This is a genomic window from Enterobacter cloacae complex sp. P12RS (assembly GCF_014895875.1).
Classification (GTDB): domain Bacteria; phylum Pseudomonadota; class Gammaproteobacteria; order Enterobacterales; family Enterobacteriaceae; genus Enterobacter; species Enterobacter bugandensis.
Genome location: NZ_JADBQO010000037.1, coordinates 1 through 14,439 on the forward strand (window position 1 = coordinate 1; position 14,439 = coordinate 14,439).

Here is a 14,439-nt window from a genome sequence, read left to right on the forward strand (position 1 = left end):
TCTCCAGGAATATCCACCGGAAAAAAAACGGCATCAGCAAAAACACCATCAAGTTCTGAAAAGTGAAATGGTGAACTTTGCCCCAGGTACCGGCCATTTTTATCATATAAAACAACAAATATATCATTACATATAAAAGACTGATATGCTGCATATGGCGTTGCAGGTAATACATTGTAAGCCACCACTTTAAATTCGCCGTCTGGACTTATTTTTTCATAAGCACAATTAAATTTACCAAAAAAAGCCACGGGCGAAATAACAAGCCATATAAATAATATCGTCATGCAAATAATAACTTTCACAGCAGAGTACTTTTTCATAAATCAATCACTTTATCTTTATCCAATGGAGAAACCCATAAAACATCAGAAAAAACAATATAATCCCCACCCTTCCCGTGTTTTTCTTGCCACTTCCTAAAATCGGAATTAAATACAGGTACAAAACCAGAATACTGCCGCACTAAAATACCAAATCCCCCAGAAGTATACGATGTCATATAGGAAGCCGTTTCAGTCTTATTTAGTACTCTGCTCTTCCCCCATACGCCAAGACACTCAGGTATATCAATACCAAATTTATCGTCATCAAGAAAATCATAAGTATCTTTAAGATAAAAACCTAAAGCATCAACATGTACCGATAACTTCTCATTTGCGCTTATGACACTCCCTCTTATACACACCTTCAAATTGGCGTTTCCCACAGCACCATACCAATCATTTATTGTATCTGTCTTATTACCAATTCGCTGGAAATTTACTTGGGCAGTTGAATCCAAAATTTTGACATCATTTGTCATACCTATTGTACTGAATGATTTAGTGTCGCAACCAAGCTCAACAAGACGCTTTCTCAACACATTTCTTGATTTAATGGTGTTCCAGTTTTTCTTAAGAAACTGAATACCTGTAGCAACCTGCTCAAATTGAATGGCCCAAGCCATTGTGATTACTTTATCATTTACTATGGAAGAACTCAGAATTCTTGCATCGCTGTCAAGAAATTCATTCTTTGAACTTTTATCAAACGAATAAGCTGGAGAAATACTAAACCAATGTTCCATTAGCTTAGGAGCCATCTCCCACCCCATATTTCTCATCGCATCAGGGATCATATCAATATGGAAGAATTCCACACTGACTTTCTTTTCCTGCTGTTCCGGTTCTTTTGTCGTGGTTTTCGATGAAACGGCCATTACCTTGTCCCCGCTCTAATCTGGAAAACATAGTCCAGGACCACATTTTCTTCTGTGTCCGAATTCACTGTATGCGTCAGGGCTGAACCAGTTCTTCCCTGCAACGAACCCGTGGGTGTGTTAACCTGATAAGCAAATTCCATATCTTCAGCCCCTGTTAATGCATCTGAAATCCTGAAACAGGCGGCGTTTGATCCACATGACAAATCCGGCAATGGCGCAGGCCTTTTAGTCTGGTCCTGGGCCAGTGAATCACTCGCGGCCGCCATCGTCCTTTTCGTTCGCCGCAGGTACGTCGCCATTGTACCGTACTCAATTTTCCCTGCCTCCAGCCGCAGGTAACTCCCGCCGCCAATGAGCGTAATGCGCTTCTTCCCCGCAAACGTTATGTCACTTTCCGAGGTCAGGGTCAGTTTCTTCTCTGCGAACAGCTGCATCCTGCCGTTCTGCGCCTGCATCTCCACCGGGCCTTCGCTGTCTTTCAGGCTCAGTTGCCCTGTTCTTGCAAACAGCCCGATTTTTTCTCCCGCCAGCGCCGTCATGTTGCCCATGACGCCGGTGCTGATATCGCCCCCGGCGTTAATGGCAACATTCTTCGCAGCCGTCATCTGCATATGCTCACCGCTGGTGAACGCCATCCCTTCCGGCGCGGAAAACAGCAGGGTTTCGTTCAGCGGCTTCAGCCGCTGTTCAAACATCACTATCTGGCTGTCGACGTCGGCTTTCAGGGCCTGCGCCTGCTCTGCCGCCACCCCCAGCTGCTGAAGCTGCTGCAGGCAGATGTCGATTTCCCGCAGCGCGGTCTCCATATCCAGCACCTCGCCCTGTGCCTTCTGCTGCCCGTCAGCGGTGATAAACAATCCCTTCGCCACGCGAATCACGCCCTGTTCATCGGTTCTGAGCTCAAATCCTTTGCCACGGGGTTTCTCCTGCGCGTCCACCAGGTGCCCGGTGTTCAGCTGGGTCTTGCCGTACTCTGTGGCGAGCTTGATATGCTCTTCGCCGCGCTTATCCTCCATCCGCAGCTTGTTGTTCGAGGGCGTGCGCAGTACGTTGCGGGTGTGGTTGTCGCGGGTGACGTGGTCCGGGTGTTCAGAGTCATGCAGGGCATGGGAGATATACGGCAGGTCAATGTCGCCGTTGCTGTAGGCTATCGCCACTTCAGTGCCGTCAAGAAGCGGCGTGTGCCAGCCGTAAGTATCACCGGTGTACGGCTTCGCAATCCTCAGCCACAGATATGCAAATCCCTGTTCAGCATCGTCCCGGTCAAAGTCCAGCCGGACGCGGTAGCGGCCCTGCTCATCCAGGTGTGCGTAGATATCGCCTTTCTCCCGGCTCTCAATACGGGCGGGCAGGGTGCCATGCACCTCCGGGCGCTGTGTTTCAGCCGGGCGGAAGCAGTAACGCTCAGTGTACGGCATCCCGTCGACGGAGACATGCAGCCGGGTGTCACGGGCGGCGTGGTACTTCACTTCCGTAATCACCACACCTTCCCTGAGCGCCCGAATCACCTCGCCCTGTGGCTCCAGCACCTGGCCGGGCATCAGGCAGGCGGCGTTACTTTCAAGATGAATACGGGCCGACGCGTTCAGTTCGCGCTCATGGTGAATACGGGCATAAAAGGCGCCGGACTCGGTTTCCGGTTCCAGGTCAGCATCATCCCCTGCTTCCCGGTACGGCTGGGCGTAACGGTAATGCTCCCCGGTGGTCACCGCATCACTGCGCACACTCACCGTCGCATCTATCGGCGTGCTGGCGGTGCGGTAGTTGTAATCCCGCGTGCTGACCATGCCCGGCACCACCTTGTGCAGGGTACGCACATCCCACACCGACTCTTCCGCCCCGTCATACAGCCCGGACGGCTCGCTGTACGGCAGGCGGACGTCAAACTGATAGTTAAGCTGGCTGTCAGCGAAAATCACCACCTCCAGCCCGCGCGCCTCGTCCATCTCCGTGCGCCAGAAAATCCCGACTTCGGAGAGAATGCGCTGGATAAATTCCAGGTCCGTCTCCCGCCACTGGGTCATCAGTTCCCGCGCCGGGTAGGCTCGCTCCAGGCGGAAGTCAAAATCCGGGCCTTCCAGCCCGTGGCTGCGCAGGACCTGCTCCACCACCTCCGGCACGGACAGGTTCTGAAAGATGCGGCACTGGCGAGTGCGTTTAAGCAGCGCCAGACGTGAACTCAGCACCAGCTGATAATGCGACTGGTCGGCGGTGGTGGAAATCCACTCCAGACGGGTGATGATGCCATGCACCGCCTTGCCGCTGCGCATGCGCAGGGTGGCGTATTTCATCAGCACGTCTTCCGGGGCGATATTGCCCTGCGGCGTGGTGAAATCGATTTCCCAGCGAAAGGGCTCACTCAGGGCTTCATGCCCGCGAAAGCGCAGGACATCTGGACTAACAACGCTGTTAGTAATATCAAGAGAATATAGGGAAACAAGAGTCTCCAGAAAGCGAGGGTTTCCTCTCTGACTTCTTCTTATACTTCTTTGTAACAACGCCTCATCCGGCACACTGATAATATTTGCGTAAAGGTTCATTATGTTCTTCCCTGACAGAATTCTCGGAGGGTGTTTTTTTCTTTCCCAGACTTACCGCTCTCAATTCTTCGTATCCGGCCCCCGTTTTAGGGTCATTCTTATCACCAAGGTAGGCTGTCGAAGTTCCTTTTAACATTCTCATGGCATGTATGAGTTCATGACACAATACCAGCCATGATTTTCGAGGATTTCTACCGGGTAATGGGCGTCCATCCTTGTCTATATCAGCAGAAAAATCAGGATCGAAGATAATCTCAGCACTGGTTCCCTCGTTTTTACCAGGGCCAGATTTTACTGCGAGAGATATCGCTCTCTTTTTTTCTTCAACTGGCGTTGCCGGCCCGAATCTTTCTCGCTGAGATTCGGTCAACAAAACGCCCGTATTAGCCTCACTGACTCCGTAACGAATTAAGATATGTTTATCAGTTGGAGTATGCTTTTGGATAATTTTTATTAATTGCTTGCCGCTTTTCCCTTGAGCTATTGTACTGAGTGCCGATTCAACCTCGTCAAAAAAAGAGGGCCGATGGTGAACATCCTCTATGAATATGCCTTCAGCAACCCTACTTTTCCTGAAGGGACGCGATATGCCCTCAGTAGTTCTGCATTCAATCCGGGCATCGTCTTCACGTTCAATGCAGCTGTCCATAATTTACTCCTTTAACGGAACAAGATTCAGCCAGCCGTCGCCCAGCTCGATGGTGCGGGGTTTATCCGGGTCGAGGTCTTCCCGCGAGAGCACCAGACGCCAGCGGTTGTCCTGTATATCCGGGCGGTTGAACAGCCCCACCACCGCCACGAACTGTGCGTCCTCGTCCATCGGCACGTTTAGCGTTACACAACCTTTGGGCATGACCAGCAACTCTTTTGTGACCAGCATATCGTCCTTCAGCACCGTATCGGCGTTGCGCAGCAGCGTCTGGTAATCCGCGGCATCCACCGCCTTACGGTCCTTTAGCTGGTAGACCCGCACCATGGTGGCCAGCGGCGTCTGGGCGCCGTCAGCATTAATTGCGGCGCGTGGAGTGAAATCCAGATGCAGCGTTTTGATCTTTTTATAAAAGATGGATTTTGTGAGACTGACGGTACCGTCCGTCACGGTCTGGGTCAGGCCACAGCCTGTCAGCAGGGCGCAGGTGATAAGCGTCAGCGCCCACCAGCGGGTGACTTGTGTCATTCAAAATTCCTTTTAAAGAGGGAGTGTGCGTAATTAATCGAAACGGTAATGGCCGTCTTCAGCTGACGGCAACATCCGCCAGTGCAGCCCTTCATAGCAGCCCAGGCTGACCGTCAGGGTTTCCCGGTTATCACTGAGTCTGCCGCCCCTGAGACCGAGCAGACCGGTGCGCCCCAGTTGAATGCGTCGGGCATTGCCCAGCCGGGGCTCAGGCAGCAGCCGGACCGGGACAGTAAGGCGCAGCCGTGCATCGCTGCGGTAGCCCAGATAAACCCGCATCAGGACCAGTAAATCGGTATGGAGCTGACCGCCGGGAAGCCAGCCTTCGGCTTCGTCAGCGTCATCCGTGACAAGTGTCACCCGTACCCTGCTACAGGCTTCTTTCGCAGACTTGCCAAGCGTCGCCCGTTGTGAAAGACGGACGCGGTTTCCGGCACTCAGCCCGCTCCGGTTTTCGATATGCACCGTGACCGGGTCAGACTCAGTGATGTTGGCCCGCGTATGCGGCGCCAGCAGGCTGACCAGTGCGCGGATGCCTTCCGCATTACGGGTGGGCAGCCGCATGGTGCCGAGCAGCGCCAGAAAGCGGGAAACGGGCGTTGCCACACGTTCCGCCGTGCCCGGAATACCCAGACCTACCAGCCCCAGCAGACACTGTGATGTCGCGTCACGCCCTCCGGCCTCAAAGGTCGCCGGGTAAGCATATTTGCGCCATATCCGGTAATACTGTGTGGTGATGCGGTGGCTGAAGATGTCCAGAAATGAAGTGACCGCCTCATACCCTTCCCTGCGCTGCGCGATGTCATCCAGATACGCGCCCGGCAGCGGTGAATCCACGCCGTACATCCCCAGAAAGGTGGTGCGCACGGTCGGGGGCAACTCCGGATTTTCCTCATCGGTCTCAACCGTCCGCAGTTCGGTAACCGGGAACCCCATCCCTGGCCAGGGACGAAAGCGCACCGGATCGTAGCCGGGATGGCTGGTCGCACCCAGTTTCGGCGCATCCGGAGACTCCTGCTCCAGCAACTGACAGAAACGATAAAAGTTAGCCTGCCAGATGTCCTGATTGAGGGTTAACGTCAGCCCGGTACGTGCTGGCTGTGGTTCTCGCGCCATCTCAGTCGTTTCCCTGTCGGTTGCAGTACCAGCGTGAGCTGGTTAAAAAGGTGAATATCCGCATACAGCGCGAAGAAACGGTGCAGCATCTCGCCGAACAGGTTCACATCCCCCTCGCCTGCAAAGTTGTCCATATTCAGCGTGATCTCAATATCCACACCGCGCAGCATAAAGCCTTTCTCAAAGCGGCGAATCAACGTGTGCTTCACCGCAACGATGGCCTCAAGGCGACGGCGATTCATCTCATCGTCGGTCCAGTCATACAGTGCCAGCGTCCCGCGCAATACCTCCGGGTTATCCATCATGCTGAGGAAGTTTGAGCCAAGATGGCTCATTACCCGCCAGTGGAACCGGTCGTTGGCCGGTGGATACAGGGGCATGGTGGGGGCCGTGACGTTCAGTACCCTGACCGGGACTTTGCCAGCTTTGACGACCCTGTCCAGCAGGGTACTCTCCAGTGCCTTACGCGGGAGCTGGCCGTTGGTGCCGGTGATCCGCATCGACAGCGATTCCGGTTTTTCGGAAAGCTGATCCAGTTCGAATGAACGTCCGCCGAGAATAAGCCAGGTGTCATAGAGACCGGATGCGCCGCGCTTAACCCGCGTGTGGTAATAGCGCTCCGGGGCATCGTGGCGCATCATGCCGCCCCGGTGCCGGAAACTGGTGAACGGGACATACTGGTGCTTACCGAGTTTTACCGCGCCGTGGATGTTATCCACGCTGTAAATCTCGGTGTGCCCGTCCTGGAGGCGCAGCGGCCGCAGCAGATACTCATTCTCCAGCGGACTGAGCGTCAGAGGGTCCGCCTCAAGCGTAAAGAGGTTGATCACCGGCGCACAGTGCAGGCGGAAATTGTCCGTCTCAAACGGCAGATCGGGTGACCATGCTTCATTGAGCACAATGTCGATTTCAAACCAGGTGCTCTCAGTAGTCAGTCCAATAGTGTCAAGACCGCGCAACTCCACAAACATAAACTTCTGACGGAAGCTGAAGTATTCCAGCAGCAACTGATAGCCGCTGAAGGCCGTATCGCTTTTCTTCCACAGACCGTCATTGTCATCGAAGCCCATCGGCCTGCACCAGCCATCAAATTTATGACGCTCGGTGCGGGTTCCGGCGTGACGGGCATACATCGCATGTACCCGGCGGGTCATCGCCAGATGCAGTGCTGAACTGACCGGGCTTTCGGCATTCAGAAAAATACTGACTTTCTCCAGCCCGGCCTTATTCCAGTCCACTTTTTCCGGGCACTCAAAACGCAGGCGAATGGCCGAACGCCCGTCCGTTTCGGTATGCAGACGCACATCGGTAAGATGCAGTGGTTGTAAGGGCACATCCCGCGTGGTGCGGTACTGGCAGGCGGTTTTGTGCGGCCCCACCGGGCGCGAAAGAACCGAAAAACCTTCCGCCAGTGTTTCAGACTGACGGAGACTGCGCCAGTCCGGAGAAAACTCAACGATAGCAAGCGACGGAATGGTCCGCATGTAGTGCGGCCATAACAGACTGACCAGCCCTTCGGTCAGTTCTGGTAGATCGTCATCAAGCTTTTCACGCAGCCTGCCCATCAGGAAGGCAAACCCTTCAAACAGGCGCTCTACGTAGGGATCGCGGGCGCCGGATTTATCCAGATTGAGCATCGCCGCCCGGTCCGGGTGTGCGCGCGAAAATTCTTTTCCGGCCTCACGCAGATAGCGCATTTCGGCTTCATAGTAGCGCAGGGTTAAATCATCCATGCACGGAATTCCTGATAGTTAATAAAATATTAGCCACACAGCACCATGGCCCGGGCCGGATCGATGGCAATCAGCCCAGCCAGCAGGGCATCCATCTCGGGCATCAGCCGGGTTTTATCGGACTCGCTGCGGCTGGCTTTCATGCGAAGAAGCTTCAGGCGGCGGGCCTGAACCTCGAACAGCAGGCCCGGCTTCCAGTCCCCCAGCGTCAGTTGAGGGGCTGAAGCAGTCAGTTCACCCAGCAGATGCAGCGCCATGTCGTTGCGCCCATACTGCTCAGCCACCCGGGCCATCAGCAGGCGCACCAGCCAGCGCTGGCGCGGTGTGTCCATTCCCGGCCGGGACTGAAGCCAGGCAAATGCGGCTTCGGGCCCTTCGCTGTCGCCTTTTTCCATCGCTTCGGCTTCCAGCGACAGCACATCGTCCTCGTGTCCGGTGGGAGGCGTTATCGGCTCACTGCCAAATGACAGTCCCTCCTCATCCACCTTTTCCGCTATCCAGCCCGTGGTCACTTCATCGGCAAACGGCGTTCCGTCATTCCATGCCAGTCCCTCAAGCCCGGGCAGGCGTTTGAGGAACAGACGAAGATCCAGCAGGACTGACGCCGACCAGCTCTCCCACGGCTGCCCCGCATGGCTGAGTCCCTGCCAGAGGTACCACTGAAGATCGAGCCAGAAATGGTTCACCCCTTCGCAGTACATCTGGCTGGCCTGCTCTACCAGCTCAGTCCAGTTTTTTTGCAGATACAGACGCTTTAGCTGCGCCCGGTACTCGGGTTTAGGCGGGACCAGTCGGGTGCGTCCACTGCTGTCCAGCGGCGGGATCTGATCGACTGTATCCCAGCGAACGGTTTTCATCAGCCGGTGGGAGGCCAGCCATCCCTGCGGTTGTTCTCCGAGCCAGCGGGAGAGTAACTTCACCTGATCGAGCAAATCACGTCCGGACTTCACGGCGGTGAGTTGTGGCGATGGAGAAAGTACAGCGTCTCGTCCGGTTTCCTGAACGCTGCTGCTCTGGGGGATCAGTACCTCCATCCCGCCGGAACGCGCCATGCGATTTTCCAGGGCGCTACAGAGACCAGCAAAGGACGGTTTTTCATTCTCAGGCCACCCGGCAACGCTTTCGGCCAGCAGGGTGATGACCCCCGCAGTCAGAGCGGCATCATCCCGCTCCACTTCTGGCCAGAGCGAAAGCGTATCCTGGATCTTTGTACTGCTTAGCCACTCCAGGGCGGCTTTCCTGGCATTAGGGCGCAGCGGATGACAGCGGTTGCCGTAGCGGGATAACATCGCGACCAGCAGTAATAACCCTTCAGCCAGACCTTCCTCACCGTTGCGGCTCAGTCGGGCGTGGATATACCAGGTCACGACACGGATATCTTTGGCGCTTTCACACAGTATCTTTTCCGCCAGCGCACAGAGTAACTCAGGATCGGTCCCCGAGAGCTTATTGATCTCTTCGCGCATCAGTTGGAAATTGTCGTCATAGGCCGGATCGTCACCCGTTTCCGTTTCGGGGCTGACGGGCTTTAACCAGTTATCCCAGAGCGACAGAGCGCTGGAGGCTCTTTCGATAAGGCGTTGCTGCTCTTCCTGATTTGTGGTGCATGCCGATAAAAGGGCTTCCGGTGAACTCATGTTTTTCCTTGTCTCATCTTTATTCGATGTCTTCAGCGCTGGCTGCAACCGTAAATATGACTTCAGGCAGCGTAAACCCCTGAAGCTTCAGCAAGGCAAGCGGACCGTCGCCCAGCTCGCTGCGCATAACAAACTTCAGCGGATTACCGTCCGGGGTGATCCACACCAGTTGCGTGCGGCTCGCGTCAAGGGGGGTAATCAGGGCTTTATCCAGCAGACGAATGAATCCCCAGTTGCCCTGGTTGCTGGTATAAAGCTGCATCCCGCTGTTAACACTGCGCCAGCGGAGGCTGACGCCCGGATAATAGGTATTTCCCGGCCAGGTAAAACACTGCCAGCTTTCCATCTGGTTAAAGAAGTCCAGATTTTGCTCGTCAAGCGTCAGCTGCACACGAGCCACATCACGGGAAGGACGCGCCATCAGTTCGAAGTGAACGTTCGCATCCCCCTGGGCAAAAACGATATCTGACAGTTCAGCCAGCTGGTTAATTGCCCGCAGGAAATCCGGGCTCACTTCCATTCCCTGACTTGCTGAAGGATCCATCACCCAGCGATTCCCTTCCTGGTGAAGAATGCCGCCGAGGCTGGTTTTCAGGAACGTAGCGATGCGACCTGAATCGCTGCGCAGGAACTGCGCCAGCAGAGGCAATGAGGCATCGCTGCCGGTGGCTTTAAACGGATAGCGGCCGGCAAAGGCTTTGTTCCATTGATCGACAATGGTCATCTGCCACCGGGTATTGAGGCTTCCTGCTGCCGGAGCAAGCACCTGCCGCCAGGCCAGATCCAGTGGCTGAACAAACAATGACTGACCGAACCCGTTCCACTCCTGGCCCAGACTCGCCGCCACCAGACTGCTGTAATCACGCGTGTCGGTCAGATCGATAGCCTTGCCCTGGAAGACCGTCTGGGCCAGCATCTGGGACATCGCCTGCGGATCCGGCGCGCTGGTGACCTGCTGAAGTTTGAGGCGTACCTGAGTCACACGGGCAAGCCAGGACTGGAAACTCAGGTTACCGTTACGTCCGGTGCCCTCTTTCCCCTCCATAAATCCCGTCAGCGGACCAAAAACGTCCTCAAGCGGCCCCTTCGGCCCCTGCGCCTGCTCGATGAACTGTCGGGCATATTTTTTCCGGCCAACCAGTTTTTTCGCCGAATCCACTATCGAATCCGCCAGCGCTTCGCCCTTCTCTCCTGTTTTTCCTTGGTAGTTTAGGGTGTTCATCAGCGCCACCAGCGGCGACTGGCGCACATCGCCGATCAGGTTGAGCTGGGCAATAGCTTCTGAAAGTGAAGTCGCATCCTGCCACTGAATGCTGTTGACCATATTCAGCCAGGCATTGCCAAAATCGGTAAAGTAACGCTCGGTCAGCCGGGCCTTCAGCGCTTCGGGTGCGATATCACTCCCGGGCTGACGGGTTTTATCCGTCAGTACCCAGTCGATTTCATCACGGCGGGTTTTGACCACCTCGTTAATCGCATCCTGTACCTGCTCTTCCCAGGCCTGGCGGGTAAACATGCCCGGCACTACTTCGTCCGTGCTGAAAACGGTAGAAGCATCGGTGTCGCCGGTCATATCCGCCAGCGTTAAATCCGGCCAGTTACTGGCCACGCGCTTCAGCATGTCCTGATACAGCCCGGACTCAGCATTGCGCTGGCCAATCTGTTTGAGCAGGATCTGGCGCACGGTCGCGACAAGTTCAGCATCGGGCTTAATTTTCCATTCCGGATGCGCCGGAAGGTTCTGGGCATAAAAGCCCAGCAGTTTCGGGGCCAGTACATGCCAGGCGCCATCTGGCACGCCCTGACGCTTCGGCCACGCCGTCAGCACATTTTTCGCAAGCCATCCGGCATCCGCTTTGTCCGGTCGGGCCATCATCAGATAGCTTTTCAGCACATCGTAAGCCCGCTGTGTTCCCTGCGTGCGGGCATCACTGGCCGGAGGGAGCTGCACATAGGCGTTCAGTTGCTGCTTCAGGCGCGCTGCAGTCGCATCACGCATTAACAGGGCATTGTTGCGGGCATACAACGGCCAGAGCGCCGCCAGCGTGTCGCGGTCCTGATTAAGGCCAAAACGGGTGTACCACGGCGCACCGGTCGCCTCGCGGTTTTGCAGACGGGCAATGGCCTGCTGGAGCACGAGCTGGTTACGCAGTCGCCCGGTCAACGGTTGTTTTGTGTCGGCAGCAAGACGGGCGGTGCTCTGCGCCTGGTAAATCTGCGCCCGGTTGACGATGAGAGACACTAATGTTCCGGCTCCCCAGAGGACAATCAGGGCAAGCAGCAGTAAACGCAGCCCCTTAAGCCAGTCGAAGGTCAGTTTTCTGGCGCGAACGGTGGCACAGTCATCAATGACGGCTGCCCAGCCAGGCGTATCGATCCGGGTATTGGGTACTGAACCAGCAACCGCCAGCTCAGGGCTGAACATCATCCCCCGCAGACGGAATGCCGCCGTTCCCTGCATCAGCCCGTTCAACAGGATGCTCAGGCTTGTTTTCAGGTCGCCCTGCAGGCGGGAGGAGAGCTGCAGCAGCCAGTTATGATGCGGATTGTTCAGCACCTGAGACATCCCGGCCTGACGTAAACGCGGGATCAGCATCTCCAGCGTGGTAAGCGCGTCCTGTGGAGTCACGCCGGGGCCAAACAGCGCGCCGGTTGCTACCGGTTCACTCTTATCACTGGTGGTAGTTTCTTTGTCGGTCAGCCATAACCAGACGGGAGCCTGCCAGCCGAGGAGATAGTCGGCTTTCTGGCGACAACGTAAGAAGGCGTCACGCTCAGTGTCGGTCGGTAGCGCTGCGGTATTCATTACCTGGACGATACCATCCACGGATTTACCCGAACGGAGACTCTTTAATCGGGACAGGAAAACCTCATCCGGCTGTGACTGCGCATCGCCGCCATAAACCAGAACATTTCCGTCGCCCTCCTGCCAGAGATCACGACAGAGCCCCGGAGCCACCTTCTGAACCTCATCTTTATTGCCCATAACGAGCAGGATCCTGACCTGACGCTCCCAGCGACGTCCGTATCGCAGGCGAAGATGCTCTGTCATCTGTTCATTCTGGAAAACGGGTTCACTGTCATCTTCCGCACCCGCAATCACCTGCGCTACCGGGGCGACAATCTGTTTTTTGTTCTGATTCCAGTGGACGTACAGGCCGGATTTACCCGCGTAATTAAATGCCCTTTCCACCAGCCATCCAAGGAGTAACAGTGCAGCCACCAGCAACGCACAAAATGAGAGTATCCGTTGCCCATCGTACGGGCCTAACCCGGTGGACGAAGCCACATTTTCCGGAAAGGCATAAAACAAAAATGCAACGATTACTGTCAGGAAAAAAATGACAGTAACAACAGTGCCGATGAGTGTTTTGACTTTGATCTTAGACATTCCCTGACGATCCCTTGCGAACTTCTTCTTTGGTGATTACGGTGACCCAGACATCATCCTTGCCAGCAGCAGGTTGTGCGGCGATAACCTGTATGCCACGCTGTTCAAAGTCTTCTTCGGCAAGCGCGACAGCAAGCCAGGGGGCGGCATGACCGGTGTACCCCAAAACCGGGTCGATACTGATATTGTCCTCAGACAGACTGAACCTGACCGCATTTGCTTCGCAGGCATTATTCCAGCCACTGCCCTGTGTCAGTACGGGACCGGAAAACCAGCAACCCTTGAGTTGTTCAGCCTGCACGTTTGCCCAGAGCAGCGCCCGGCTGAGGGTCTTTGTCAGCACTGGTTCAGTGCCTCGTTCAGGGCGATGCAGCCGCAGGGTATCTGGGTATGAGAGTGCTTTACGGTTACTGAATACATGCAACGTGATGGCATCAGCCTCACCTTCAGTTGGTGAGGCAGGTAAGGAAATGGTTATTGCAACCAGTATGCCGGGGTGATCCCATTGCTTATCCAGCCAGACATCAAATGCAGCGAGTCCTTTTCCCGACATCAGACGGAAAGCCCTGCCGCTCTTTCTCAGCAATTCGGCCTTAATCTGCTCTTCTGCCTGTGGATAAATGTCACTGTCACAGTCCAGCATCAGCCAGCACGAAAGCGCTATCGGGAGAGGTTCGACAATCATTTCGACCCGGGAAGTCAGTCTGGTGATAGTGGATTTCAGTTCCCCGGCCATGTTTGTCTGAAAAGCGGTTATTGCGGCATATCTGACAGGTTTTCCGCATCCCCGCGGTCGGGAGAAGTCGATCAGAGGCGCTGCACGATCCATTGCCTTCAGCAGTTCACTGGCTTTATTTCCGGCGGGTGTCTGAACCAGAGTCCCCAGAATCCAGGCACTGCGCTGGCCCCGTTGAATTTCGCGCTCAATAAGCGCCTCACGTTCCACGTTACGGGACTCCTCCCCAACTTGTTCTGCCTTATAGGCGAACCGGCGAAGTCCAAAAATTAGTCCCCATGAGCAGAACGGCAGACCCAGTGCGGTAAACCAGAATACAAATCCCGTGCGCCCGGCGGTCCATCCCCAGAGCGTCAGGACAATACCAGCCAGCATCATGAACGCCAGGAACAGTAACCAACGGCGGGTATTTGGCCGTACAACTTTTTCAGCCTTTTCAGGAATGGCATCCAGCCAGACAGGCATAGTCAGGCAACCTTCGCCGGAGCAAATGAGCTGATCAAGGTACAGCCGCATCCACATTTATGACCGTGAAACGCCACGGGAATACCATGATCGAGATAGTTGGGATTACCTTCAATGATAATGGTCGGGCCATGACCCGGGATTGGGCAGGAAACTTTATCGCCTTTACGGGCAACGCCGATGCCGCCGAATTTCATCGTTTCGGAAGCGGTCATTACTGAACCTCCGTGAGTGGTATTATCGCCTTTGCGGATAATTTGAAGCATGAAATTATTCCTCTTATGGTATTAAGTATTAATATTACTTGTAGTTACCGTTTAAAATTTATTATTTTTTCTTCTTTATCATTTCCAACCAATAACCTTCACTATAAACAAGAGGCTCTCCTTTTATATACATATTCTTCCCTTTTTTCATAATATAAAATTGAGGTGCTGGAT

11 protein-coding genes are annotated in these 14,439 nt (G+C 54.9%); all 11 read right to left on the reverse strand.

The window, feature by feature from the left end; all coding sequences use genetic code 11:
* Window positions 1-323, reverse strand: a 323-nt coding sequence (locus IM284_RS18715) for a DUF6201 family protein (protein ID WP_226838862.1), incomplete at its 3' end; no start/stop codon positions are given.
* Window positions 320-1,201, reverse strand: coding sequence for a DUF6402 family protein (locus IM284_RS18720; RefSeq protein ID WP_047368670.1), 882 nt, complete (start codon window positions 1,199-1,201; stop codon window positions 320-322). The genes IM284_RS18715 and IM284_RS18720, both read right to left, overlap by 4 nt.
* Window positions 1,201-3,654 carry a type VI secretion system Vgr family protein gene (locus IM284_RS18725; RefSeq protein ID WP_226838865.1) on the reverse strand — a complete coding sequence of 818 codons (2,454 nt, stop codon included), beginning with the start codon at window positions 3,652-3,654 and terminating at the stop codon, window positions 1,201-1,203. Before IM284_RS18725 ends, IM284_RS18720 begins: the two co-directional genes overlap by 1 nt.
* 52 nt (window positions 3,655-3,706) lie before the next feature.
* Window positions 3,707-4,393, reverse strand: coding sequence for a M91 family zinc metallopeptidase (locus IM284_RS18730; RefSeq protein ID WP_182035530.1), 687 nt, complete (start codon window positions 4,391-4,393; stop codon window positions 3,707-3,709).
* Window positions 4,394-4,396: 3 nt separating this feature from the next.
* On the reverse strand, window positions 4,397-4,921 hold the full coding sequence (gene tssJ / locus IM284_RS18735) for a type VI secretion system lipoprotein TssJ (RefSeq protein WP_088205554.1): 525 nt from the start codon (window positions 4,919-4,921) through the stop codon (window positions 4,397-4,399).
* 33 nt (window positions 4,922-4,954) lie between these two features.
* Window positions 4,955-6,037, reverse strand: a complete 1,083-nt coding sequence (tssG, locus tag IM284_RS18740; protein WP_182035531.1) for a type VI secretion system baseplate subunit TssG — start codon at window positions 6,035-6,037, stop codon at window positions 4,955-4,957.
* Window positions 6,001-7,770: a type VI secretion system baseplate subunit TssF gene (tssF, locus tag IM284_RS18745; RefSeq protein WP_088205556.1), complete on the reverse strand. Its 1,770-nt coding sequence runs from the start codon at window positions 7,768-7,770 to the stop codon at window positions 6,001-6,003. The genes tssG and tssF overlap by 37 nt, the downstream gene beginning before the upstream one ends.
* A gap of 29 nt (window positions 7,771-7,799) precedes the next feature.
* Window positions 7,800-9,407 carry a type VI secretion system protein TssA gene (gene tssA, locus IM284_RS18750; RefSeq protein ID WP_193055865.1) on the reverse strand — a complete coding sequence of 536 codons (1,608 nt, stop codon included), beginning with the start codon at window positions 9,405-9,407 and terminating at the stop codon, window positions 7,800-7,802.
* A 19-nt stretch (window positions 9,408-9,426) separates the two neighbouring features.
* Complete coding sequence (locus IM284_RS18755; RefSeq protein ID WP_193055866.1) at window positions 9,427-12,798, reverse strand: ImcF-related family protein; 3,372 nt, start codon at window positions 12,796-12,798, stop codon at window positions 9,427-9,429.
* Window positions 12,791-13,999 (reverse strand): hypothetical protein, encoded by a 1,209-nt coding sequence (locus IM284_RS18760; protein WP_193055867.1) that lies wholly within the window; start codon window positions 13,997-13,999, stop codon window positions 12,791-12,793. The genes IM284_RS18755 and IM284_RS18760 overlap by 8 nt, the downstream gene beginning before the upstream one ends.
* Before the next feature lie 2 nt (window positions 14,000-14,001).
* Window positions 14,002-14,265, reverse strand: coding sequence for a PAAR domain-containing protein (locus IM284_RS18765; RefSeq protein ID WP_088205560.1), 264 nt, complete (start codon window positions 14,263-14,265; stop codon window positions 14,002-14,004).
* Window positions 14,266-14,439: the final 174 nt, after the last annotated feature.